The organism is Streptomyces sp. NPDC001604 (genome assembly GCF_042893475.1).
GTDB lineage: Bacteria > Actinomycetota > Actinomycetes > Streptomycetales > Streptomycetaceae > Streptomyces.
The window spans coordinates 427,549-451,336 of the sequence record NZ_JBIAUY010000005.1 but is presented as its reverse complement, the minus strand read 5'-3'; the positions used below and the strand labels follow the sequence as shown (position 1 = coordinate 451,336).

15 protein-coding genes are annotated in these 23,788 nt (G+C 72.3%); 10 read left to right on the top strand and 5 right to left on the bottom strand.

Translation table 11 applies throughout. The annotated features are described in order from the left end of the window. The first annotated feature begins 64 nt into the window (after positions 1–64). Complete coding sequence (gene pcrA, locus ACFY1E_RS18015) at positions 65–2,551, top strand: DNA helicase PcrA (RefSeq protein ID WP_389076785.1); 2,487 nt, start codon at positions 65–67, stop codon at positions 2,549–2,551. Positions 2,552–2,638: 87 nt separating this feature from the next. Here the strand turns inward: pcrA and ACFY1E_RS18010 are convergent, their stop codons facing one another. Together ACFY1E_RS18010 and ACFY1E_RS18005 are read right to left on the bottom strand one after the other, a co-directional pair. After that, entirely contained in the window at positions 2,639–4,099 is a 1,461-nt protein-coding gene (locus tag ACFY1E_RS18010) for a M23 family metallopeptidase (protein ID WP_389076782.1), read from the bottom strand. 284 nt (positions 4,100–4,383) lie between these two features. Further along, positions 4,384–5,250: a lipase family alpha/beta hydrolase gene (locus ACFY1E_RS18005; RefSeq protein WP_389076780.1), complete on the bottom strand. Its 867-nt coding sequence runs from the start codon at positions 5,248–5,250 to the stop codon at positions 4,384–4,386. Between the two features lie 352 nt (positions 5,251–5,602). Here ACFY1E_RS18005 and ACFY1E_RS18000 point away from each other — a divergent pair, with 352 nt between their 5' ends. Then, positions 5,603–6,019, top strand: a complete 417-nt coding sequence (locus tag ACFY1E_RS18000) for a cobalamin B12-binding domain-containing protein (RefSeq protein ID WP_030930230.1) — start codon at positions 5,603–5,605, stop codon at positions 6,017–6,019. A gap of 209 nt (positions 6,020–6,228) precedes the next feature. Here ACFY1E_RS18000 and ACFY1E_RS17995 read toward each other — a convergent pair whose 3' ends face one another. Both ACFY1E_RS17995 and ACFY1E_RS17990 read right to left on the bottom strand, forming a co-directional pair. Further along, positions 6,229–7,848, bottom strand: coding sequence for a DUF5691 domain-containing protein (locus ACFY1E_RS17995; RefSeq protein WP_389076777.1), 1,620 nt, complete (start codon positions 7,846–7,848; stop codon positions 6,229–6,231). 64 nt (positions 7,849–7,912) lie between these two features. Further along, a complete protein-coding gene (locus tag ACFY1E_RS17990) occupies positions 7,913–9,268 on the bottom strand; it encodes an SWIM zinc finger family protein (RefSeq protein ID WP_389076774.1) in 1,356 nt (451 codons plus the stop codon). 145 nt (positions 9,269–9,413) lie between these two features. On the opposite strand from ACFY1E_RS17990, the gene ACFY1E_RS17985 reads away from it, so the two are divergent. The 7 genes from ACFY1E_RS17985 (at position 9,414) to sucD (ending at position 20,958) form a co-directional block, all read left to right on the top strand. Then, positions 9,414–10,553 carry an AAA family ATPase gene (locus ACFY1E_RS17985; protein WP_389076771.1) on the top strand — a complete coding sequence of 380 codons (1,140 nt, stop codon included), beginning with the start codon at positions 9,414–9,416 and terminating at the stop codon, positions 10,551–10,553. Between the two features lie 171 nt (positions 10,554–10,724). After that, positions 10,725–13,385: a DUF5682 family protein gene (locus tag ACFY1E_RS17980; protein ID WP_389076769.1), complete on the top strand. Its 2,661-nt coding sequence runs from the start codon at positions 10,725–10,727 to the stop codon at positions 13,383–13,385. A 169-nt stretch (positions 13,386–13,554) separates the two neighbouring features. Continuing rightward, entirely contained in the window at positions 13,555–14,730 is a 1,176-nt protein-coding gene (locus ACFY1E_RS17975) for a VWA domain-containing protein (protein ID WP_389076768.1), read from the top strand. A 289-nt stretch (positions 14,731–15,019) separates the two neighbouring features. Then, entirely contained in the window at positions 15,020–16,117 is a 1,098-nt protein-coding gene (locus tag ACFY1E_RS17970) for a hypothetical protein (protein ID WP_389076765.1), read from the top strand. 244 nt (positions 16,118–16,361) lie between these two features. Further along, positions 16,362–18,419, top strand: coding sequence for a hypothetical protein (locus ACFY1E_RS17965; protein WP_389076763.1), 2,058 nt, complete (start codon positions 16,362–16,364; stop codon positions 18,417–18,419). Between the two features lie 455 nt (positions 18,420–18,874). After that, positions 18,875–20,053, top strand: a complete 1,179-nt coding sequence (gene sucC / locus ACFY1E_RS17960) for an ADP-forming succinate--CoA ligase subunit beta (protein WP_344404567.1) — start codon at positions 18,875–18,877, stop codon at positions 20,051–20,053. Positions 20,054–20,073: 20 nt separating this feature from the next. Further along, positions 20,074–20,958: a succinate--CoA ligase subunit alpha gene (gene sucD, locus ACFY1E_RS17955; protein ID WP_389076760.1), complete on the top strand. Its 885-nt coding sequence runs from the start codon at positions 20,074–20,076 to the stop codon at positions 20,956–20,958. 151 nt (positions 20,959–21,109) lie between these two features. Here sucD and ACFY1E_RS17950 read toward each other — a convergent pair whose 3' ends face one another. Further along, positions 21,110–21,940: an RNA polymerase sigma factor gene (locus ACFY1E_RS17950; RefSeq protein ID WP_389076758.1), complete on the bottom strand. Its 831-nt coding sequence runs from the start codon at positions 21,938–21,940 to the stop codon at positions 21,110–21,112. A gap of 96 nt (positions 21,941–22,036) precedes the next feature. On the opposite strand from ACFY1E_RS17950, the gene ACFY1E_RS17945 reads away from it, so the two are divergent. Continuing rightward, a partial coding sequence (locus ACFY1E_RS17945; RefSeq protein ID WP_389076756.1) for a DUF6350 family protein occupies positions 22,037–23,788 on the top strand: 1,752 nt, incomplete at its 3' end.

The following is a 23,788-nucleotide window of genomic DNA, read 5'->3' as shown; positions in this document are numbered from 1 at the left end:
GATTCCGGCGATGTGCTCAGGGCGGCGGCGGGCTGTCAGTGGGGCACCCTAGACTCGGAGAGCGATGAGCAGCCTCTTTGACGACAGCTTCCTGGCGAACCTCCAGGCCCCCCGGGGGCACGAGGAGGAACCTCCGCCGCCGCCCGAGGGCGATCACGGACCGGAGCCGGTTCCGGACGATCTGTTCGGCGGGAAGTTCGACGTGCCACCGGACCGGGAGGCCTACTACCGCAACGGTGCCCCCCGCCCGGCGATCGACCCGGCCGCGCTCCTGGACGGGCTGAACGAGAACCAGCGCGCGGCCGTCGTCCACTCCGGCAGCCCCCTGCTCATCGTGGCCGGCGCCGGATCCGGCAAGACCCGCGTGCTCACCCACCGCATCGCCTACCTCCTGGGCGAACGGAACGTGCATCCGGGCCAGGTCCTCGCGATCACCTTCACCAACAAGGCCGCGGGCGAGATGAAGGAGCGCGTCGAGCAGCTCGTCGGCCCGCGCGCGAACGCGATGTGGGTGATGACCTTCCACAGCGCGTGTGTGCGCATCCTGCGGAGGGAGTCGAAGAAGCTCGGCTTCACCTCCTCCTTCTCGATCTACGACGCCGCCGACAGCAAGCGCCTGATGGCCCTGGTCTGCCGCGACCTGGATCTCGACCCCAAGCGCTACCCGCCTAAGTCCTTCAGCGCCAAGATCTCGAACCTGAAGAACGAGCTGATCGACGAGGAGGACTTCGCCGCCCAGGCCGCCGACGGCTTCGAGAAGACCCTCGCCCAGGCCTACGCCATGTACCAGTCGCGGCTGCGCGAGGCGAACGCCCTCGACTTCGACGACCTGATCATGACGACGGTCAACCTGCTGCGCGCCTTCCCGGACGTCGCCGAGCACTACCGCCGCCGCTTCCGGCACGTCCTGGTCGACGAGTACCAGGACACCAACCACGCCCAGTACGCGCTCGTACGGGAACTCGTCGGCACCGGGGCGCACGACGAGGACGTACCGCCGAACGAGTACGACCTGCAGCCCGCCGAACTGTGCGTCGTGGGCGACGCCGACCAGTCGATCTACGCCTTCCGCGGTGCGACGATCCGCAACATCCTCCAGTTCGAGGAGGACTACCCGGACGCGACGACGATCCTGCTGGAGCAGAACTACCGCTCCACCCAGACGATCCTCTCCGCCGCGAACGCGGTCATCGAGCGCAACGAGTCCCGCCGCCCCAAGAACCTGTGGACGAACGCCGGCGCGGGCGCCCGCATCACCGGCTACGTCGCCGACACCGAGCACGACGAGGCCCAGTTCGTCGCCGACGAGATAGACCGTCTCACGGACGCCGGCGAGGCGAAGGCCTCGGACGTCGCCGTCTTCTACCGCACCAACGCCCAGTCCCGTGTCTTCGAAGAGGTCTTCATCCGCGTCGGCCTGCCCTACAAGGTCGTCGGCGGTGTCCGCTTCTACGAGCGCAAGGAGGTCCGGGACGTCCTGGCCTACCTGCGGGTGCTGGCCAACCCCGAGGACTCGGTGCCGCTGCGCCGCATCCTCAACGTCCCCAAGCGCGGCATCGGCGACCGCGCGGAGGCGATGATCGACGCCCTCGCCCAGCGGGAGAAGATCAGCTTCCCGCAGGCGCTGCGCCGCGTCGACGAGGCGTACGGCATGGCCGCGCGGTCGGCCAACGCCGTCAAGCGGTTCAACACACTGATGGAGGACCTCCGGACGATCGTCGAGTCCGGCGCGGGCCCGGCGACCGTCCTGGAGGCGATCCTCGAACGCACCGGCTACCTCGCCGAGTTGCAGGCCTCCACCGACCCGCAGGACGAGACCCGCATCGAGAACCTCCAGGAACTTGCCGCCGTGGCCCTGGAGTTCGAGCAGGAGTCCGGTGAGGGCGAGGAGTCCGGCTCCCTCGCCGACTTCCTGGAACGCGTCGCGCTCGTCGCCGACTCCGACCAGATCCCCGACGAGGACGAGGACGGCTCCGGAGTCATCACCCTGATGACCCTGCACACCGCCAAGGGCCTCGAGTTCCCGGTCGTCTTCCTCACCGGCATGGAGGACGGCGTCTTCCCGCACATGCGCGCCCTCGGCCAGACCAAGGAACTGGAGGAGGAACGGCGGCTCGCGTACGTCGGCATCACGCGCGCGCGTGAGCGGCTGTATCTGACCCGGTCGTCGCTGCGCAGCGCGTGGGGGCAGCCGTCGTACAACCCGCCCTCCCGGTTCCTGGAGGAGATCCCGGCACAGCACGTCGACTGGAAGCGGACGGGCGCCACCGCCCCGGTCTCCTCCGGCCCGGCGTCGGGCCTTGCCGCCTCTTTGTCCTCCTCCCGCTCGCGCTCGTCGGCGTCGGGCGCGTCCGGCTTCGCCACGAGCCGCGCCTCCGAGAAGCCGGTGGTCTCGCTGGCCGTGGGCGATCGGGTCACTCACGACCAGTTCGGGCTCGGCACGGTCGTGGCCGTGAAGGGCACGGGAGGCAACGCCGAGGCGACGATCGACTTCGGCGACACCAAGCCGAAGCGCCTGCTGCTGAGGTACGCACCGGTGGAGAAGCTGTAGGAGTAACTGCAACAGCCCGTCCGGCATTTGAGGACGAGGCCGTTCAGGCCGGACATGGGGGGTCTGGGGGCGCAACCCCCGGCTCTCCTACGTCGGGTCCAGCCCATGACTCCGCAGCCACGGCAGCGGGTCGATCGCCGAACCCCCGCCCGGGCGGACCTCGAAGTGCAGGTGCGGGCCGGTCGAGTTGCCGGAGTTCCCGGAGTACGCGATCGGGTCGCCGGCCTTGACCGTCGTACCGGAGGCGACGCGATAGCTGGAGAGGTGGCAGTACCACGTCTCCGTGCCGTCCTTCGCGGTCACTATCATCATGTTCCCGTACGCACTGTTCCACTGCGTGCGGACGGTGCCGTCGGTCGCGGCCATCACCGTCGTGCCGTACGAGACCGGGAAGTCGATGCCGGTGTGCACGGACATCCAGTTGATGCCTGCCTGGCCGAAGTAGGCGCTGAGCCCCTTCTGGGTGACCGGAAGGACGTACTTCGGACGCAGCCGCTCCTTGCGGGCCGCCTCCGCTGCCGCCTTCTTCTTCTCGGCCTCCTGCTGGGCCTTGAGGTCGATGCGCTCCTGCGTACGGCTGGCCCGGTCGGCGAAGTCGTCGGCGCCGGCGGAGAGGCTCCGGAGCTGGGTGTCCAGCTTGTTGTTGGCGGCGGATGGTTTCACCGCATGGGCGTCCGACGCGGTCGTCGAGGTGCCCTGGTCGCCGGTGAAGGTGCCCACGGAGGCGGCGGCGATACCGGCCACGCCCATCACACACGCCGAGGGCACGGCGACGGTCAGCAGCGCGGACCGTTTGGCGGGCGCGCGGCGGCGGGAACGGGCCGCGCTGCGGGAGCCCGCGCGCGACGCCGGAGCCGACGTGACCTCTTCCTGCTCGTCGAGGAGCGGGGCCACCGAGGGCAGCTCCCCGGTGGCGTCCGACCGGCCGCCGTCCGGGACGGATTCGTCGTAGGAACCGTGCTCGGCCTGCTGCTCGTAGTCGTCGGCGGGGCCGGCGGTCGGGGCCGTGTCGCCGGTCTCGGGACCCTCGGAGTTCCACTGCGTGGCGTCGTACGCGCCGGTGTCGAAGGCCTGGGTGCCCCATTCCCACTGCTGGGTCTGGTCTGCGTGGCCGCCCGCGTGGTCGGGCTGCAGCCAGGCGTTCGCATCCCACTGACCTGAGACGTCGTGCCCGGTGGCCTGCGGCGGGATGACGGAAAGCGGCTGGTGGTCGGCGGTCCAGACGCTCGTGTCGTACACGCCGGTGTCATAGGCGGCATGGTGCTGGGCCGCGTACGCATCGTAGTTGAGGGTCTGGTGGCCACCCGTGGCCCAGTGGCCGGTGTCGTACGAACCCGTGCCCTCGCCCGGGAGGCTGCCGAACAGGGGGTCTGCGGCGAAGGTAGCGGTGGCATGGCTGCCGGTCGCAAAACCGTTGGAGTCGTAGTCGCCGAACGTGGTGAAGTCGCCGTACTGGGCTTCCTGCGTGCCGTACGACGCGTAGTGCGCCGAGGCGGCATCGGAAGCCGGAGCCGGGGTCATGGTCCCCGACGGGTGACGGTCGTTCACCAACTTCTCTTTCGCCTCGACAACAGGGGCTGCCAGAGCAGTGCGGTGACTGTACCCGGCGGTATACGGGCTCGACAATCTTCAACAGGTTTCGTGCGCGCAGGAAACGGGCATTCGGCCGTGTTTCGGGGGACGACGGGCACGGCTTTGGCCCTGTGTTCGAAGGATGTTCGAGGCCAAATGGCTGTCGTATGGCCGTGCGGATGCTGTCCGGGCACCGTCCCAGGGCTGTGGGCCGGCTGTGCGGGACATGGCCGTACCGGCCGTGGCCGAAAGGGGCGGGGTCAGGCCACGGTCAGGCCGCCCGCGTGCGCGGTGGCTTCTGCTCCTGTCCGCTCGGCGTCGAGGGCCTGCCGTATCCCGGTCGCGACGGCGGGGTGCACGGGCAGGGCGAGATGTCCGATCCCGCTCACCCTCACGTTCTGCACCAGCAGGTCGGGGTGGTCGATACAGGCGGTCTCCAGCGGGTCCATCAGGTGATCGAGGTCGCTCCAGAAACTCACGAAGTGCGTACGGCAGCCCGGCGCGGGCCGGGTCAGCTCCTCGAGCAGCTCCGAGCCGGGGCGCATCTGGCGGACGATCGGGTGCGCGTTCGCCAGCGGTGCCACCCGGGTGCCGGAGTGCGGGGTGCCGAGCGTCACCAGAGTGCGGACCCGGAGGTCACCGCCCAGCCGCTGCACGTAGTACCGCGCTATCAGTCCGCCGAGGCTGTGTCCGACGATGTCGACCTGCCTGCTGCCCGTGCGCTCGCAGATTTCTTCTATGTGCCGGCTCAGCAGCTCTGCCGCGGTGCGGATGTCGCAGGTCAGCGGCGAGTAGTTGAGCGACTCGATCTGCTGCCTGCCGTGCTGGGCGAGGCTGCGGCGCAGCAGCACGAAGACCGAGCGGTTGTCGATGAAGCCGTGCAGGAGGACGACCGGGGGTTTGGTCCCGGTCGGCAGTTGTGCGGCGCCGTCCGCCGACGGGAGCGGGGCGGATGGTCCTCGGCGTTCCTGCGCGACGCCGGAGGGATAGAGCAGGAGGTGTCCCGCCAGGATCGCGAGTTCCAGAGCGGTCGCCTTCAGCAAGGCCAGGGAGAGTCCCGCCAGTCTGCTCGGGAGCAGTCGCTGGCAGAGCGGGAGAAAGGGCAGCGCTGCCCTCGTGACCTTCATGGCCGACCTCCTGTCGGCACGCAGGAGGACGCCTCTGTCCCCCGTGTGCCCTCGTGGGAGGCCGCGAGGAAGGCGGTCGGCAGCCCTTCACGGCATCGCCGACACGCCGCACCGCCACGGCGCGCGGCCTGCGGCGCGGTGGTGCGGCGACCTCTTTGCGGCTCCCCTTGCGCGTGTTCCCGCCGGAACGGTGCGCGGTGAACGTGTCCCATCGTGTGATTTCCCCCTCTGTCTTCACCGCGAAACTGCCGGTTGCGGGATGCTGGCGATAACGTTCGTTCACTTCCCGGGCCGGTTCGGGTACCCAGTACTTGTCGGTAGGGATGGATGCAGTCGCTTCATGGAGGCAGTGATGGGTGTGGCAGCCGGTCCGATCCGCGTGGTGGTGGCCAAGCCGGGGCTCGACGGCCATGATCGCGGGGCCAAGGTGATCGCGCGTGCACTGCGCGACGCCGGTATGGAGGTCATCTACACCGGCCTTCACCAGACCCCCGAGCAGATCGTCGACACCGCGATCCAGGAGGACGCCGACGCGATCGGGCTGTCGATCCTCTCCGGTGCCCACAACACGCTCTTCGCCGCGGTGATCAAGCTGCTCAAGGAGCGGGACGCTGAGGACATCCTGGTCTTCGGCGGCGGGATCATCCCCGAGGCGGACATCGCGCCGCTCAAGGAGCAGGGCGTCGCGGAGATCTTCACGCCCGGGGCCACGACGCAGTCGATCGTGGACTGGGTGCGGGCCAATGTCAGGCAGCCGGCAGGGGCGTAGGCCTCCGGCGGTGCGAGGGTTCTCCGGTGCGGGTGGGACGGGGTGACCGGCCCTGGGGGCTTCACCCCCAGACCCCCTTTCGGCCTGAACGGCCTCGTCCTCGAACTCCCCCACTCTCGGCTTCGCTCGAGCGGGGGGACCCCCACGACGGGGTGACATGCGCTGACCGGCGCTGAAGCAGTGCCGGAGAGCGCCACAACAGACAGGCCCTACGCCCTCAGCTCCTCCGCCATCGCCGCCCGCAACCGCAAGGTCGTCACCAGGCGCTGGAACGCCTCCGCCCAGTAGCCGCCCGCCCCCGGTGATGCGTCCTCCGTCTCGTCGGGTATCGCCAGCAGGCCGTCGAGGCGGCTCGCCTCGGAGGGGTCGAGACAGCGTTCGGCCAGGCCCATCACTCCGCTGAAGCTCCATGGATAACTCCCCGCGTCCCGCGCGATGTTGAGCGCGTCCACCACCGCCCGTCCGAGCGGCGCGGACCAGGGCACCGCGCACACCCCGAGCAGCTGAAACGCCTCGGACAGGCCGTGAGCCGCGATGAAACCGGCCACCCAGTCGGCCCGTTCGGCTGCACCCAGCGTGCCGAGCAGCTTGGCGCGTTCGGCCAGCGACACCGCGCCCGGACCGCCGGCCTCCGGGGCGGACGGGGTTCCGAGGAGCGCACGGGCCCACTCGGGGTCCCCCTGCCGCACGGCGGCCCGGCACCAGGCCGCGTGCAGTTCGCTCTGCCAGCCGTCCGTCACCGGCAGCGCCACGATCTGCCCTGGCGTACGCCCGCCCAGCCGCGTGGACCAGGTCCCGAGCGGTGTCGCCTCCACCAACTGGCCGAACCACCATGACCGTTCACCCCGTCCTGCCGGAGCCTTGGCCACGACACCGTCGCGCTCCATGCTCGCGTCGCACTCGTGCGGAGCCTCAACGGCGATCATCGGTGAGTCGCCCGTGTGGTCGACGGCCACGCAGGCCGCGGCCCTGAGGGCCATCCGCGCGGCGAGCGCCGAACCCGGCAGTGCGGAGAGCAACTCCGCTGCCGTCGCCCGCACGTTGCGACTGCGGTCGGCCAGCGCCTGCTCCAGGAAGGGCTCGTCCTGGGGGCCGAGGCCCGTGCGCAGCGAGTCGAGGAACATCAGTCGGTCCTCGGCCCGCTCCGTCGACCAGGTCATGGCAAGCAGTTCGCGGGCGGCGGCGGGCTCGCGGGCGCGTATGGCGGACAGCAGCGCGACCCGCTCGGCGAACAGGCCTTCCTCCCACAGGCGCCGGGTCCGCTCCGTGTCCTCGGGGTGCGGCAGGGTGGTGCCCCCGCCCAGGGTCGCACGCAGGGCGAACCGCCAGTCGGGGTTCAGCCGGGCGAGCCACACGGCGCGCGGCCCCGCGAACGCCAGGGCCGCCGGTCGCAGATCCGTACGCCCCCTGGCCGCGTCCAGCAGTGCGGGCAGCGCCTGAGGGGGTGCTGCGAAACCGCGGGCGTTCGCCGCCGCGAGCCACTGAGGCAGCAGCTCCATGAGGTCCGGCGCCGTGCCCCTACGGCCGCCGCCGCCCGTGCCCGGCCGGTCGGCCAGCAGCAGCGCGAGCCTGCGGGTCGCCGCGGGGGGCAGTTCGGGCCGTGGGTCCTCGGCAGCCGGCTCGGGCCGTCCGGCCGCCCGCGCCGCCCGCAGCCCGGCCCGCCGCCGAACGGTCTCCGCGGCCACCGCGTCCAGCAGCGCCACCGGCGCCTCCCGCCCCGGCGCTCCACCCGGCGGGGTGCGCCGCTCCGTCCCCAGCAGTGCCGCCGTGACGAGTTCCTCCCAGGCGCCCGAGGCGGGCGCATCCACCGGCGTGGACGTCCTGTTCATGCGGTTCCTTTCCGTGAGGGCCCGTCCGCTGCAGTCGTCGTACGGCGGTCCCCGGACTGGTGGGTCAGCACAGCCGCACCGCCTCTCCCGCCCCCTCCGACCACGCCGTCAGCGGCGTGAAGCCCCGGTGGCCGCACTCCCCGAAGACCTTGACCGGGGCGCCGCCGGACAGGGCGACCAGGCGCCAGAGGCCGGGGCGGGTACGGGCAGTGGGAGTCAGTGGCAGCGCTGCATCGGCGTCGGCGTCCGCCAACTGCCAGGATTCACCGTCCGGGACCGGTATGACCCGGTCCAGCGTGACCGGGACGGAGTCCAGCCAGGGGTCGTCCCGCAGTGCCTCGCCATAGCGGGCAGCCGCCTGGGCCGTCGTCACTCCCGGCGGCCGTGTCACCGAGGGTGCCGGTGGTGCGAACTGCTCGCCCAGGGCTGCCCGTACTTGCCCGGCACCCGGATAGGCGGACACCTCGGCGTCCAGGGTCAGCCCGACGGGCAGCGCCAACTCCGGGGCACGCCCCGCGGCGCCATAGGAAAGGAGAAGCGCGGTGCGGTCCGAGTCCGTGCCGTGCAGCCAGATCCTGCGGGTCGTCAGCCGTGCGTCCGCGGTGTCGTACTGGGCCAGGACCAGCCAGCGGTCGCGCAGCGGCGGGCCGTCCGCCGAGCCGGGCAGGCCGATCCGGGAGCGGACCGTCGCCGCCAGGCCGTCCGGGAGCCGTTCGCGGTGCAGCCAGCCCTGGTCGAGGAGATGCAGCAACGCGCACTCCTCCAGCAGACGCACCGGCCAGCCCGGTCCGGACGACGGGATCGCCCCCAACTCCCGCACCCGTGCGGCCAGCCCAGGGGCCTGGGCGTCGACCATGCGGGCCGCAGTCTCCTCCCACAGCCCGTATCCCGCCTGCTCCGCGCTCGCCAGACCGCCGCGCAGCAGATCCGCCAGGCGCTGCTCCAGCTCGGTGGCACCCGCGGTGATCCGCTCGGCCCGGCGCTCCGCCCGGCGCCGCGCGGCCTCCGGATCACCGGACCCGGACGGTGATGCGGACGCCCCCGCCGTCCGCTTCTGCTCGGCCCGCTGCCTTCTCCCCGCTATCCACTGCTCCGCCCAGTCCGGTGCCTGCCCCGACGGCACCGCACCGTCCCCACCCGCCCAGAGCAGCAGCAGCCCGAGCGCGTGCTTGCACGGGAACTTGCGGCTCGGGCAACTGCACTTGTACGCGGGGCCCGCGGCATCCGCGATGTCCACGACCGTCTGGTACGGCTTGCTGCCGCTGCCCTTGCACTGCCCCCACACCGTCCCCTCGTCGGAACTCCCCGTCTCGGACCACGGCCCCGCCGCGCCGAGTTTGCTGCCCGCTTTGCGTGACGCGGTGTCAGGCGCCAGCGCCAGCACCTGATCCGCGCTCCAGCGCACCCCCTGCTGAGTCATGTCATCGAAGGTAGATCCCGCCACTGACAATCGGTCCTGCGAGCGCGGTCGCACAGGAGTTTCCGCAGGTCAGAACGGATTGTCAGTGGCGTAGTGCAACGTGGATGCCAGATCCGAACCGGCCGAGCTGGAGGGGGCCTCAGCCATGTCTGTGTCCGTGGAACCGACGATCGTCGAAGCTGCCGAAGTACCCGCGAAGGAGCCGGCGGAGGCGTTGCGGCCGCACGCCGAGGATGCCTTCGCCGGTGAACTCGCGGCGCTGGCCGCGCAGGACGACCGCCCGCGCCCGGCCCGCTGGAAGCTGTCGCCGTGGGCGGTGGCGACATACCTGCTCGGCGGCACCCTGCCGGACGGCACGGTGATCACACCGAAGTACGTGGGCCCGCGCCGCATCGTCGAGGTCGCCGTCACCACCCTCGCCACCGACCGCGCCCTGCTCCTGCTCGGCGTGCCCGGCACCGCGAAGACCTGGGTGTCCGAGCACCTGGCCGCGGCGGTCAGCGGCGACTCGACGCTGCTCGTGCAGGGCACGGCGGGCACGCCGGAGGAGGCGATCCGGTACGGCTGGAACTACGCGCAGCTGCTGGCGAACGGCCCGAGCCGGGCCGCCCTGGTGCCCAGCCCCGTCATGCGGGCCATGGCGGAGGGGATGACGGCGCGGGTGGAGGAGCTGACCCGTATCCCCGCCGACGTCCAGGACACGCTCATCACGATCCTCTCCGAGAAGACGCTGCCGATACCGGAGTTGGGGCAGGAGGTGCAGGCCGTCCGGGGCTTCAACCTGATCGCCACGGCCAACGACCGGGACCGGGGGGTCAACGACCTCTCCAGCGCCCTGCGCCGTCGCTTCAACACGGTGGTGCTGCCGCTGCCGGAGAGCGTCGAGGCCGAGGTCGACATCGTCTCGCGCCGCGTCGACCAGATCGGCCGCTCGCTCGACCTGCCGGCCGTGCCCGACGGCATCGACGAGATCCGCCGGGTCGTGACCGTCTTCCGCGAGCTGCGCGACGGGGTCACCTCCGACGGGCGTACGAAGCTCAAGTCGCCGAGCGGCACGCTGTCGACGGCGGAGGCGATCTCGGTCGTCACCAGCGGACTCGCCCTGGCCTCCCACTTCGGGGACGGCGTGCTGCGGGCCGGGGACGTCGCCGCGGGCATCCTCGGTGCCGTCGTCCGCGACCCGGCGGCCGACCGCGTGATCTGGCAGGAGTACCTGGAGGCGGTCGTCCGCGAACGCGACGGCTGGAAGGACTTCTACCGGGCCTGCCGTGAGGTGAGCGCGTGAACGACCTGGGGTGGGGCCGGTCGAGCGGGAGCGGCGGAAACAGCGGGACCAAGGGGTCGGGCGGGTCGGCGTGCAGGGCGCACCTGGACGGCAGCGGCCTGGAGGGCGCCCGGAAGGCATTCGGCGGCCGCATTCGAGGGGCGCGATGACCAGGACGACGAGGGGGACGGCGTGACAGGGACGGTGAGGGGCGGGAGCGGCGCGGCCGGCGGTGGGCCGCTGCTGCTCGGCGTACGACATCACGGACCCGGCTCGGCACGAGCGGTACGGGCGGCGCTGGACGCTGCCCGGCCCCGGGCCCTGCTGATCGAGGGGCCGCCCGAGGCCGACGTACTGATCCCGCTGGCCGCCGAGGAGGACATGCGGCCGCCGGTCGCCCTCCTCGCCCACGCGGTGGACGAGCCCGGCCGCTCGGCCTTCTGGCCGCTCGCCGAGTTCTCCCCGGAGTGGGTCGCGATCCGGTGGGCCCTGGAGCACGGAGTACCCGCTCGCTTCATCGACTTGCCCGCGACTCACACCCTGGCGTGGAGCAGGGACACGGAGGGTGAGCTCGGCGGGGACGCGGGCGGCGACGGGGCCGAGCGCGGGGGCGGGGCCGACTCCGGGGCAGGGCCCGGGGCCGGATCGCAAGCCAGCTCCGGTACCGGTGCTGTGGAAGCGTTCGGGGGCAGGCCAGACGCCGCCCCCGGCGCAGGAGCCGACACCACGGCCGGATCCAATGTCGAGGCCGAGACCGAGGTCGAGACCGAGACCGGAGCCGGCTCCGGCGTCGAGGCCACCCCCGACACCGACAGGCGTGCCGACGCCGATCCCGGTGCCGATTCTGGTGGCCGGCCCTCTGCCGACAGGTCGGCCATGGAGACCGACATCCGCATCGACCCGCTCGCCGTGCTCGCCGATGCCGCCGGGTACGACGACCCGGAGCGCTGGTGGGAGGACGTCGTCGAGCACCGGGGGGCGGGAGAGGGGGACGCGCTCGCGCCGTTCCTGGTGCTGGAAGAGGCCATGGGGGCGTTGCGGGAGGCGTACGGCAGCGGGGGACACGACCGGGATCTCGTACGGGAGGCGTACATGCGGCTCCAGGTGCGGGCTGCGCAGCGGGAGTTCGGGGACGCGGTGGCTGTCGTGTGCGGGGCCTGGCATGTGCCCGCGTTGCGGCAGAAGACGGCCGTCGCCGCCGACCGGGCGCTGGTGAAGGGGCTGCCCAAGGTCAAGACGGACATGACATGGGTGCCGTGGACGTACCGCAGGCTCGCGCGGGCCAGCGGGTACGGGGCGGGCATCGACTCGCCGGGCTGGTACGGGCATCTGTTCGCCGCCCCGGACCGGCCGGTCGAGCGGTGGATGACCAAGGTGGCCGGGTTGCTGCGGGGCGAGGACCGGATCGTCTCCTCGGCGCATGTCATCGAGGCGGTGCGGCTGGCGGAGACGCTTGCTGCGATGCGGGGTCGTCCGTTGCCGGGGCTCGGTGAGACGACCGATGCCGTGCGCGCGGTGATGTGCGAGGGCTCGGACGTGCCGCTGGCGCTGGTGCACGACCGGCTGGTCGTCGGGGACGTGTTGGGGGAGGTGCCGCGGGCGGCGCCGGCGGTGCCGTTGCAGCGGGACCTGGACCGGAGCCAGCGCCGGCTCCGGCTCAAACCGGAGGCACTGGAGCGGGAGTTGGAGCTCGACCTGCGCAAGGAGACCGACGCAGGCCGCAGCAGGCTGCTGCACCGACTGCGGTTGCTGGGCGTGGCGTGGGGTGAACCGGTGGCTTCGCGGGGGAGCACGGGCACGTTCCGGGAGACTTGGCGGCTGCGCTGGGAGCCGGAGCTGGCGGTGCGGGTGGCGGAGGCCGGGGTGTGGGGCACGACGGTGCTCGCCGCCGCGACGGCCAAGGCGGAGGCGGACGCCGTCGCCGCACAGGCCCTGGCCGATGTCACCGGACTCGCCGAGCGTTGTCTGCTGGCCGAACTCTCCCAAGCGCTACCGGTGGTGATGCAGGTCCTCGCCGACCGGGCCGCGCTCGACACGGACGTCGGCCACCTCGCGCAGGCCCTGCCGGCCCTGGTCCGCTCCCTCCGGTACGGCGACGTCCGCGGCACGGACACAGGAGCGCTGGCCGGGGTCGCCGCGGGCCTCGCCGAGCGGATATTCGTCGGCCTGCCCCCTGCCTGCGCGGCCCTGGACGCGCACGCCGCCGAGGAGATGCGGCGCCATGTGGACGCGGTGCACGGGGCGGTGGCGCTGCTGGGCGACGCGCCCGCGCCGGACCACCAGGACCTGCGGGACCGCTGGCACTCGGTTCTGCGCGTGCTGTCGGTGCGGGACACCGTGCCCGGTGTGGTCCGGGGGCGGGCCGTGCGGCTGTTGCTGGACGACGGGGAGTTGGGGCAGGACGAGGCGGCGCGGCTCATGGGTCTCGTGCTGTCGCCGGGGACTCCGCCGGGGGATGCCGCCGCATGGATCGAGGGGTTCGTCGGCGGAGGGTCCGGCGGCGGAATGCTCCTCGTGCACGACGAGCGGCTGCTCGGGCTGGTCGACTCCTGGCTGACCGGGGTGCCGGCGGAGGCGTTCACGGACGTACTGCCCCTGCTGCGGCGGACATTCTCGGCGTACGAGCCGGGAGTGCGCCGGACGCTGGGCGAACTGGTCCGGCGCGGACCGGGGGAGCGGGGGAGTGTGACGGCCGCCGGCTCCGGCATACCGGGCTTCGCGGCCGAACTCGACCCCGGGCGCGCGGACGCCGTGCTGCCGGTGGTCCGGCTGCTGCTGGGCCTGGACGGACCGGGCGGCCCGGGCGGAGCGGGAGAGGGCATCGACAACGACCTTGCGGAGGTGGCGGGATGACGAAGGACGGACTGGCGGAAGCCCAGGAGGACGTTGGCGCAACGGCCCTCGGCGGGAACAGGAAAGGCAACAGGAATCGCAGCAGGTACGGGGGCGGGGCGAAGGACCGTCCGTCGGGCACCGTCGCCGTGATGCCGCTCTGGGACCGGCCTTGCACGGGGGTGTGCCGATGACGGCCGAGGCGATGGATCCGGCAGCCCCGGCGCAGGAGCGGCTGCGGCGCTGGCGGCTGGTGCTAGGGGGCGACGCCGCCGACGGCACGGGATGCACTCTGTCGGGGCAGGACAGCGCGATGGACGGGGCGTTGGCCGCGCTCTACGGGAAGGGCGACAAGCACGGGCAGACGGGGCGGGACCGGTCGGCGGGGCTCGGGGCGTCGGCGCCCTCGGTGGCGCGCTGGCTCGGGGACATCCGGACGTACTTCCCCTCCTCCGTCGTCCAGGTCATGCAGCGCGACGCCATCGACCGGCTCGGGCTGTCCGCGCTGCTGCTGGAGCCGGAGATGCTGGAGGCGGTGGAGGCCGACGTCCACCTCGTCGGCACGCTGCTCTCGCTCAACAAGGCGATGCCGGAGACGACCAAGGAGACGGCACGGGCCGTTGTGCGCAAGGTCGTCGAGGACCTCGAGAAGCGGCTCGCCACCCGCACTCGGGCCACCCTCACCGGCGCCCTCGACCGCAGCGCCCGGATCAACCGGCCGCGCCATCACGACATCGACTGGAACCGCACCATCGCGGCCAACCTCAAGCACTACCTGCCCGAGTACCGGACGATCGTGCCGGAGCGGCTCATCGGCTACGGGCGGGCGTCCCAGTCCGTGAAGAAGGAAGTCGTCCTCTGCATCGACCAGTCGGGGTCGATGGCGGCGTCCGTGGTCTACGCGTCCGTGTTCGGGGCGGTGCTCGCGTCCATGCGGTCGATCAACACGCGACTCGTCGTCTTCGACACGGCGGTGGTGGACCTCACCGACCAGCTCGACGACCCGGTGGACGTGCTCTTCGGCACACAGCTGGGCGGTGGTACGGACATCAACCGGGCACTCGCCTACTGCCAGTCGCAGATCACCCGGCCCGCCGAGACGGTGGTCGTTCTCATCAGCGATCTCTACGAAGGCGGGATACGGAACGAGATGCTCAAGCGGGTGGCCGCGATGAAGGCGTCGGGAGTGCAGTTCGTCACGCTGCTTGCGCTCTCGGACGAAGGGGCGCCGGCCTACGACCGGGAGCACGCGGCCGCGTTGGCCGCGCTGGGGGCGCCGGCGTTCGCGTGCACGCCCGATCTCTTCCCCGAAGTGATGGCGGCGGCCATCGAGAAGCGACCGCTGCCCATACCTGACACCGCATGACCGGACACGACACGGCATGACCGGAAAGAGCGCGACCGGGCTGACAGGGAACGGTCACTGACGATTTGTCGATGCATCGTCGTCCGACTTCGCCCAGCAAAACGGACATGCCTACCCATCAGTAACAGGGGGCTTGCGCAACCTCGGGAGGAGCGTGCGAGGATCGACGCCTCATCAGCGGCGCGCCGTTGCGCCGCCTCGTCCGTACCGCACCGCGTCGCGCCGACTCGTAGCTCGTTACGGCTCGTTACGTGAAGTTCGTTCCGCCGCACGGGAGGACCACCCCCTCTTGACCTGGCCAGCAGCCTTGCCCGGTGCCGCTCTGCGCGTGATGCGCACGGCGGCCGGACGGCGTGCGCTGCAAGTGGTTCTGCTGGTGGGCGGGTTGTTCGCGCTGGGCTTCCTCTGTGGGGAACAGGCGCACGCGGCGGAGGGGGTGCCGGCCGCCTCCTCGTCCGAGGTCGTGGCGACCGCTCCGGCAGACGGCGTCCGGGCCCCGTTGACGAGCGACACGGTCGCCACGGTCACCCGGCTCACGAACACGTCGGCCGCCACGGTCGGCCGGCTGACGAGCACTTCGGCCGCACTCGTGGCGCAGGCGCCCCGACCCCAGCCGGCCGCTCCGGACCAGCCCAAGCCGACGACTCCCGCCGCACCGGCTCCGGTACCGGCTCCGGCTCCGGCACCAGTCCCGGCAGCGACCGATCCCAAGCCCGCCCCGAATCCCGGCGCCCTTCCCGCGCCCCCGGGCGCAGCCGGTCAGGTCCTCACTCCGTTGACCGGTGAGCTCGTCCGCTCCGTGGACGATCGCGTCGTGCAGCCGGTCGGTGGTCTGGTCGAGACCGTGACCGCCGGGCTGGGCAGAGTGACCGCGCAGATACCGCCGTTGTCGTCGTTGCCCTCCCTGCCGGGGCTGTCCGGGGCCCCGTCGATGCCGGGCCTGCCCGCACTGCCAGGCTTCCCTCCGGCGCCGGGCCGGATACTGCCCGCGCCCGTCGCGCAGGCGCCGCAGCCGGCTGCCGCAGGGCGCTCGGAGACAGAAGGCGCCGTGGACGACAGGCGCTCCGCGGCGGCCGCGAGCGGTACGGCGTACGGTCCGCGCTTCGTCGTGGACGTGACCGCGGGCGACACCACCGCCGTGCAGGGCAGCGGCCGGAGAGCCGCCGGTGCCGGGTACACCCCGGCGCACCAGGCCCCCGACGGCGACCCGGCAGGTGTTCCGGCCAACCGGGCCGCAGTCGACAACGGCACCCCGAGGCACGGTGACGCACACGCCGTCGCCCTGGACCACCGGCCGCTCGTGCGGCTCGTGCCCGGCGCCGCCGTGCGCGCAGCCGCGGCCGCAACCCGGGACAGGCACCGGGACATCCCCGTATTCCCCGGCTAGGGCAGGCCCTTCCCCCGCCACGGACCTGCCGCGCGGGGGTGGAGCAGGTCTGCCCGCCCGTCCGGACATCCCTTCGTTATCCGGACGCAAGCCGCCGACTCCGCTGGTCCCGACTCCCCGGACCAGGACCGGAAGCGGCGCCGGAATTGTCCCCAAGCCTTTCGAAGAAGCCCCGGAACTCCCCGGATCTCCCCTGAGATCAAGGAGCGCGGAGCTTCCAGGGATCTAAGGATCTGACGCACGCATGAACAAGAACATCCGCCGCTCCATCGTCATAGCCGCCGGTGTCACCGGCGCATGGGCGCTCGGTTCGGCCGTCGCCAGCGCTGACGAGTTGCCCTCTTCCTCCCTGTCCGTGTCCGACACGACCTCCGATCCGGCCGCCGACGCGACCGTCGACTCCGGCAGCACCCTCGGCGCGCTGACCGACACCGTCACCGGCACGGTCGACGGCGTCGTCACCGGCGTCCAGCACACCGTCTCCGGCGTCACCGGGACGGCCGGCTCCACCGCGTCCAAGGCGACCTCCACGGTCACCAGTGCGGAGAAGACCACGCCCGGCGGCACCGCCGAGCAGGCCCGTAAGTACGTCGACGCCGAGGTGTCCGTCCCGCAGGCAGCCGGGAAGGCCTCCAAGATCAAGGGCGCCGCCGCCATCCAGGGTGCCAAGGCCGCTCGTGCCGCGCAGGCCGAGGCGAAGGCCGCGGCCGCCCAGAGCACCACCACCGTCACCGACACGGCCTCCTCCCCACAGGGCGGGGTCGACTACCTCTTCGGCCCCCTCGCCGCCTTCGCGCCGGAATTGGAGCAGGCGCTGGCCGCCGCCCAGACCAAGCTCCAGGGCGTGCAGTCGGCGGCCCGCACCCAGGCGCAGGGCGTCGACGGCGTCGTACGGACGAAGCCGCAGCAGACCGTCGCGGGCGCGGGCCGCACCGTGGCGGGTGTCCAGGGGCGTGCTGCGGGCGTGACGGCGCTCGCGCCGGGCGAGGCGGGTGCCGTGGCCGGTGCCGCCCAGGCCTCCGTGGCCGCGGTTCCCGGCCATGTCACGGGCACGGTCGGCGGGGTCGAGCAGAAGGTCGTCGGCACCGTGAAGAGCGTTCCCGGCACGGTCAGCCCGGTCGTCGCGGAGACGGCCGCGGCCGTCGTGCCGCCCCTCGCTGCCCACGCCGTGCAGGGCGTGACGCCGGTCGCCGGCCAGGCGGTGGCGGGCGTCGTCCCGGTCGCCCAGCAGACCGTCGGCGGAATCGCGCCCACCGTCACCCACGCCGTGGCCGGGGTGACGCCGTTGGCCACGGGCGCCGTGAGCGGCGTGCTGCCGGTCGCCACCGGTGCGGTGGACGGCGTGGCCCCGGTCGCCACCGGCGCGGTGGACGGCGTGCTGCCGGTCGCGGGCGGCGCCATGACCGGCGTCGGGCGGACCGCAGGTCACGCGGTCGGAGCCGCGACGGCGCTGGCGTACGGCGTGGTGGCCGAGGTCCAGCCGGTCGCGGGCGGGGTCGTCGAGGGCGTGCAGCCGGTGGTCTCCCACACGGTGCGGGGCGTCCAGCCGGTCGCCGGGAACACCGTGGAGGGCGTCCAGCCGGTGGCGGGAGGCGTCGCCCGGGGTGTGACTCCTGTCGCCGGCGGCGCGCTGTCCGATGTGCGATCCGTCGCCGGCGGTGCCGTGCACGGCGTGGCCCCGGTCGCCGCGGGTGTCGTCGCGGACGTGCCGTCGTACGCCACCGGTCTGGTCGGGCAGGTCACCGAGGACGCGACGGCGGCCGTGCTGCCGCCGGTCGTGCACACCGCCGTGGACGGCGTGCTGCCGGTCGCCGGGCAGGCCGTGGCGGACGCGGACGGGCTGGCGTACGGCGTGGCGGGTGACGTCCGGCCGTTCGCCGGGGGGATCGCCGACGACGTGGCGCCGCTCGCGTACGGCGTGGCCGGTGACGCGACCGGCCTGGCGTACGGCGTCGCCGGGCAGGTGCCGCAGTTCGCGCACGGTGTCACCGGGGCCGCCCAGCCCGTCGTCGACCTCGTCGAGCCGGTGGTCCACGGCGTCGGCGGCAGCGCGACGACGCTCGGGTACGGCGTCGCGGGCGATGCCACTCCCTTCGCGTACGGCGTCGTCGGCGACGTCGACCCCTTCGCCCACGGTGTCCTGGGCGAGGCCGGGCCCTTCGCCGGAGACCTGACCGACACCGTCCGCTCCACCGGCGGCCCGCTCGCCGAGCACGCCGTCACCGGTGTCCAGGGCGTCACCGAGTCGATCACGCCGGGCTACGCGCAGAACGTGCAGTACGGCAGTCCGTACGGCGTCTGACGCTCGACCGACTCCGCGGACCCAGGGACCCGGACGGCCGAAAGCCGTCGGACCGGCCGGCCCGAACCCCGCGGATGGAGCCAGGTGATCCCCATTGGGGTGGGGATCAACTGCTCCGAGCCCCCCTTCGGGGCTGAACAGGGGGCCTCACCGGGTCAACCCCAGCCCGGTGAGGCCCTTCCCCGTACCTGCCCCGTACGCCCTTGCGAACCCGACCCGGCCCTCACATCCGGCACGCCGTGCCAGTGAGCGCGGCATCATGTGACAGGTATCACCGCTCAGGTGTGACCCTCGATTTAGGGGCCCTCCGCAAGCAGCGATAACCTGCGAGACGGACATGCCGCGCGCTCGGACACCGTGTGCGCCTCCCCTGTGACTAGCGGACGTCACGTTGCCCTTCGCGGCACGCCCACGCATCCAACGAACCGCGAGATCACTGATAGGGACGGAAGCGCGTGGACCTGTTCGAGTACCAGGCGAGGGACCTCTTCGCCAAGCACGATGTACCGGTGCTGGCCGGTGAAGTCATCGACACGCCTGAGGCGGCCCGCGCAGCCACCGAGCGCCTCGGTGGCAAGTCTGTCGTCAAGGCCCAGGTGAAGGTCGGCGGCCGTGGCAAGGCCGGTGGCGTGAAGCTCGCCGCCACCCCGGACGAGGCGGTCGAGCACGCGACCAACATCCTCGGCATGGACATCAAGGGCCACACGGTCCACAAGGTGATGATCGCCGAGACGGCGCCCGAGATCGTGGAGGAGTACTACGTCTCCTTCCTCCTCGACCGTGCCAACCGCACCTTCCTCTCCATCGCCTCCGTCGAGGGCGGCATGGAGATCGAGGAGGTGGCGGCCACCCGCCCCGAGGCCGTCGCCAAGACGCCGATCGACGCCAACGAGGGTGTGACCGAGGAGAAGGCCCGCGAGATCGTCGCGGCCGCCAAGTTCCCGGCCGAGGTCGCCGACAAGGTCGTGAACGTCCTCGTCAAGCTGTGGGACACCTTCATCAAGGAGGACGCCCTCCTCGTCGAGGTCAACCCGCTGGCCAAGGTCGCCTCGGGTGACGTCATCGCCCTGGACGGCAAGGTCTCGCTGGACGAGAACGCCGAGTTCCGCCAGCCGGAGCACGAGGCCCTCCAGGACAAGGACGCGGCCAACCCGCTCGAGGCCGCCGCCAAGGAGAAGAACCTCAACTACGTCAAGCTCGACGGCGAGGTCGGCATCATCGGCAACGGCGCGGGTCTCGTCATGAGCACCCTGGACGTCGTCGCGTACGCCGGTGAGAACCACGGCGGCGTGAAGCCGGCCAACTTCCTCGACATCGGCGGCGGCGCCTCCGCGGCCGTCATGGCGAACGGCCTGGAGATCATCCTCGGCGACCCGGACGTCAAGTCCGTCTTCGTCAACGTCTTCGGCGGCATCACCGCGTGCGACGAGGTCGCCAACGGCATCGTCCAGGCGCTGAAGCTCCTGGAGGACAAGGGCGAGGAAGTCACCAAGCCCCTCGTCGTCCGTCTGGACGGCAACAACGCCGAGCTGGGTCGCAAGATCCTCTCCGACGCCAACCACCCGCTGGTGCAGCGCGTGGACACCATGGACGGCGCGGCCGACAAGGCCGCCGAGCTCGCGGCTGCGAAGTAAGGGACGAGGGACACACAGCCATGGCTATCTTCCTCAACAAGGACAGCAAGGTCATCGTCCAGGGCATGACCGGCTCCACGGGCATGAAGCACACCAAGCTCATGCTCGCCGACGGCACCAACATCGTCGGTGGCGTCAACCCGCGCAAGGCGGGCACGACCGTGGACGTCGACGGCACCGAGATCCCGGTCTTCGGCACCGTCGCCGAGGCGATCGAGAAGACGGGCGCGAACGTGTCCGTCCTCTTCGTCCCGCCGGCCTTCGCCAAGGCCGCCGTCGTCGAGGCGATCGACGCCGAGATCCCGCTCGCGGTCGTCATCACCGAGGGCATCGCGGTCCACGACTCGGCCGCGTTCTACGCGTACGCCGTGTCCAAGGGCAACAAGACCCGGATCATCGGCCCGAACTGCCCCGGCCTCATCACCCCGGGCCAGTCGAACGCCGGCATCATCCCGGGCGACATCACCAAGCCGGGCCGCATCGGTCTGGTCTCGAAGTCCGGCACGCTGACGTACCAGATGATGTACGAGCTGCGTGACATCGGCTTCTCCTCCGCCGTCGGCATCGGTGGCGACCCGGTCATCGGCACCACCCACATCGACGCGCTCGCCGCGTTCGAGGTCGACCCCGACACCGACCTGATCGTGATGATCGGTGAGATCGGTGGCGACGCCGAGGAGCGCGCGGCTGCGTTCATCAAGGAGAACGTGACCAAGCCGGTCGTCGGCTATGTCGCGGGCTTCACCGCGCCCGAGGGCAAGACCATGGGCCACGCCGGTGCCATCGTCTCCGGTTCGTCCGGTACGGCTGCGGCGAAGAAGGAGGCCCTTGAGGCCGCCGGCGTCAAGGTCGGCAAGACGCCGACCGAGACGGCGAAGCTGGCGCGGGAGATCCTGGCCGGCTGAACGGTTTCATAGCTGAGCGTTGGTGGGCCCGTTCCCCGGGGTGGGGGCGGGCCCACCGGCGTTTTCGCTTGCCCGCGCTTGCGGGGTGCCGCCTCTCTTTGGGACGGGTGCCGCCCCAGCGGCACGACTGCCCGCAGGCCAAGGAGGCCAGCTACGACATCAGCGGTACCAGCCGTTCCGGGCCGTGGGCCGTCCCCGAGCGTAGTTTTGCCCGGAGTTGGGCCTGGGGGGCCGGCAGGGCTCCGCGGGCCACCCGGGGTGGGACCCCTTGCACGGCTGCGCCCGGCGGCACCGGGGCCTCGTAGTGGGTGGGGGCCGTTCGCAGGGCCAGGGCGGTCGTTCCGATCAGGGCCGTTGTGAAGGCGATGGCGGCCCGCGTCCAGAAGCGGGCGCTGCGTTCGCCGCGGCTGCGGACGGCCGGCGGGTTCGGCGCGGGCTGCCGCTCCGTGGAGGCCAGTTCGACCAGGCGGCGGTTCAACTCGGACGGGTCGGCAAGCTCCGGCAGGCGTGCGGCGATCGCCTCGCGCGCGTGCAGCAGCCGGTGCGCCGCCGCCGGAGTGCTCGCCTCCGCCTCGGCCGCCGTCTCCGGCAGATCGAGGCCGACACCGTCGTAGAGCAGCAGCGCCCGACGGTAGGAGGGCGGGAGTTCCATGAGCACGTTCATCAGCTCGCGGTCGCGCCGGTCGACGAGTGGCGGCTCGGGGTGCCGCAGGCTCGGGCGGAACCGGTGCCAGGGCGAGAGCGCGTACTCGTACGCCGTCGCCCGCACCCACCCCGCCGGATCCCGGTCGACGGCCACCTCGGGCCAGCGCTGCCAGGCGAGTTGGAAGGCCCGCTCGACCGATTCGCGCGCCAGCTCGCGCCGCCCGGTGAGCAGGAACGTCTGCCGTACGAGGGCGGGGGCGCAGAACGCGTACAGCGCGTCGAAGGCCTGAGCAGGCGTCAGCTCGGGCGCCAGCGGGCTCGCAGGGTTCGGCGTCACGGGGCGCCCTTTCGTACGAAAAAGTACATAAACTTATATTGAGCGACACTTCGGCGGTTTGCCTATTACGACGAGAAAGCGCGTGTCGTTGGGAGCATGGCGGTCGTGATCCAGACGACCGCTCGCCGAGCTCCGTTGCCGTACCTGCGTGCCCGGATCCGGGCGAGGATGCGGGACCGATCGCCCGGGCTGGGCGCCGGCGTGGCGGGCGGTGCGGTGGCCGCCGGGCTGGGGCTCGGGGCGATCACCGTGCTGGTGATGGTGTTCTGGATCAGTTCGCCGTACCCCGACAGCGGGCCAGGCGGTGCACTGCATGTCGCCGCCGCGCTGTGGCTGCTGGCGCACGGCACCGAACTGCTCCGCACCGACACGCTCTCCGGTGTCCCCGCCCCGGTGGGGGTCACTCCGCTGCTGCTCTTCGCGGTCCCGGTGCTGCTGGTGCACCGGGCGGCGCGGGACGTGGTGTACGGCGGCGAGGAGGACGGGCCGCTGCTGTCCGCCCGTACGGCCTGGGCGGGCGTGGTCCTCGGCTACCTCGGCGTCGGCGCGGCCACGGCACTGTACGCCTCGGGCGGCGAGCTGCGGCCCTCGTGGGGGCGGGACATGCTGTGCCTGCCGGTGCTCGTCATGGTGATGGCGGGGGCCGGGGTGTGGACGGCGTACGGGCATCCGCGCCGGGCGTTCGACGGTGTGCTGAAGCTGCTGCCGTCCGGTCTGCGCAGCTTCGTCCGCGGGCCGGGCTCCCACGCCCGCCTGGGCATCGCGGCGCGGTCCGCGGGGGCTGGGGCGGCGGTGCTCGTCGGGGGTGGGGCGGCGCTGGTGGCCGTGTCGCTGGTGTGGCACGGCGGGACGGCGCGGGTCTCCTTCCTGCAGCTCACGGAGGGCTGGTCGGGCCGTTTCGCGGTGCTCTTCCTGTGCCTGGTGCTGGTGCCGAACGCGGCCGTGTGGGGGGCGGCGTACGCCCTCGGGCCCGGGTTCGTGCTCGGCACGGGGCATGTGGTGGACCCGCTGTCCTCGGCGCCGGCCCCGCTGCTGCCCCCGTTTCCGCTGCTGGCCGCGGTGCCGGACGCGGGGGCCGGGGGGTGGCCGAACTGGGTCGCGGGAGCGGTGCCGGTGGCGGCCGGACTGGCGGTGGGGTGGTTCGTGGGCGGGGCGGAGGCGCGCGGTGCGTCCTCCTCGGCGGATGCCGGAACCTCCGGCGCCCGGCAGACCGCGGGCACCGCCCTGCTGGCGGCTCTGCTGTGCGGGGCCGCCATGGCCGTACTCGCGACGATGGCGGGCGGGCGGCTCGGCGTCGGGGAGCTTGCCAGGTTCGGGCCGGTGTGGTGGGAGACGGGGGGCGCGGCGGTCGTATGGACGGCGGTCGCGGCGATTCCGACGGCGGTGGGCGTGCGGGCCTGGCGGTGCCGGACGCGCCGGGGGCGCGGCGGAGAACCCGGGTCGAACACCCTCGATCTGAGGCCGAAGACCATCGACCCGAAAGCGAAGACCACCGAGCCGAGGCCGGAGGCCGCGGACTCCAAGCAGGAGAAGCAGGGGAAGCAGGAGAAGGCGAAGAAGGCGGAGAAGGCGGAGAAGGCGGAGAAGGCGGAGAAGGCGGTGAAGGCGAAGGGCAGGGGCCGGTTCTGGAAGAAGAAGTCGGCTTCCGGCGGGGCGCAGAATCCGGCGGACGCCGGGACGCTCTCCGCCCCCTACGACCAGGACGACGCGTACGGCGCGCTGCGCGACCAGGAGGAGGCGGGGTTCGGGCCGTACGACTTCCTGCCCGCCGAACCCTCGCCCCAGCCGGCGGCCGCATGGCCCGGCGAGGCCACCCGCGAGTCCCGTTGGGCGGCCCTCAAGGACGTG

Coding starts and splice junctions, on each gene's coding strand:
- pcrA (WP_389076785.1), top strand. CDS start 65: ATGAGCAGCCTCTTTGACGACAGCTTCCTGGCGAACCTCCAGGCCCCC.
- ACFY1E_RS18005 (WP_389076780.1), bottom strand. CDS start 5,250: ATGAAGGTCACGAGGGCAGCGCTGCCCTTTCTCCCGCTCTGCCAGCGA.
- ACFY1E_RS18000 (WP_030930230.1), top strand. CDS start 5,603: ATGGGTGTGGCAGCCGGTCCGATCCGCGTGGTGGTGGCCAAGCCGGGG.
- ACFY1E_RS17995 (WP_389076777.1), bottom strand. CDS start 7,848: ATGAACAGGACGTCCACGCCGGTGGATGCGCCCGCCTCGGGCGCCTGG.
- ACFY1E_RS17990 (WP_389076774.1), bottom strand. CDS start 9,268: ATGACTCAGCAGGGGGTGCGCTGGAGCGCGGATCAGGTGCTGGCGCTG.
- ACFY1E_RS17985 (WP_389076771.1), top strand. CDS start 9,414: ATGTCTGTGTCCGTGGAACCGACGATCGTCGAAGCTGCCGAAGTACCC.
- ACFY1E_RS17975 (WP_389076768.1), top strand. CDS start 13,555: ATGACGGCCGAGGCGATGGATCCGGCAGCCCCGGCGCAGGAGCGGCTG.
- ACFY1E_RS17965 (WP_389076763.1), top strand. CDS start 16,362: ATGAACAAGAACATCCGCCGCTCCATCGTCATAGCCGCCGGTGTCACC.
- sucD (WP_389076760.1), top strand. CDS start 20,074: ATGGCTATCTTCCTCAACAAGGACAGCAAGGTCATCGTCCAGGGCATG.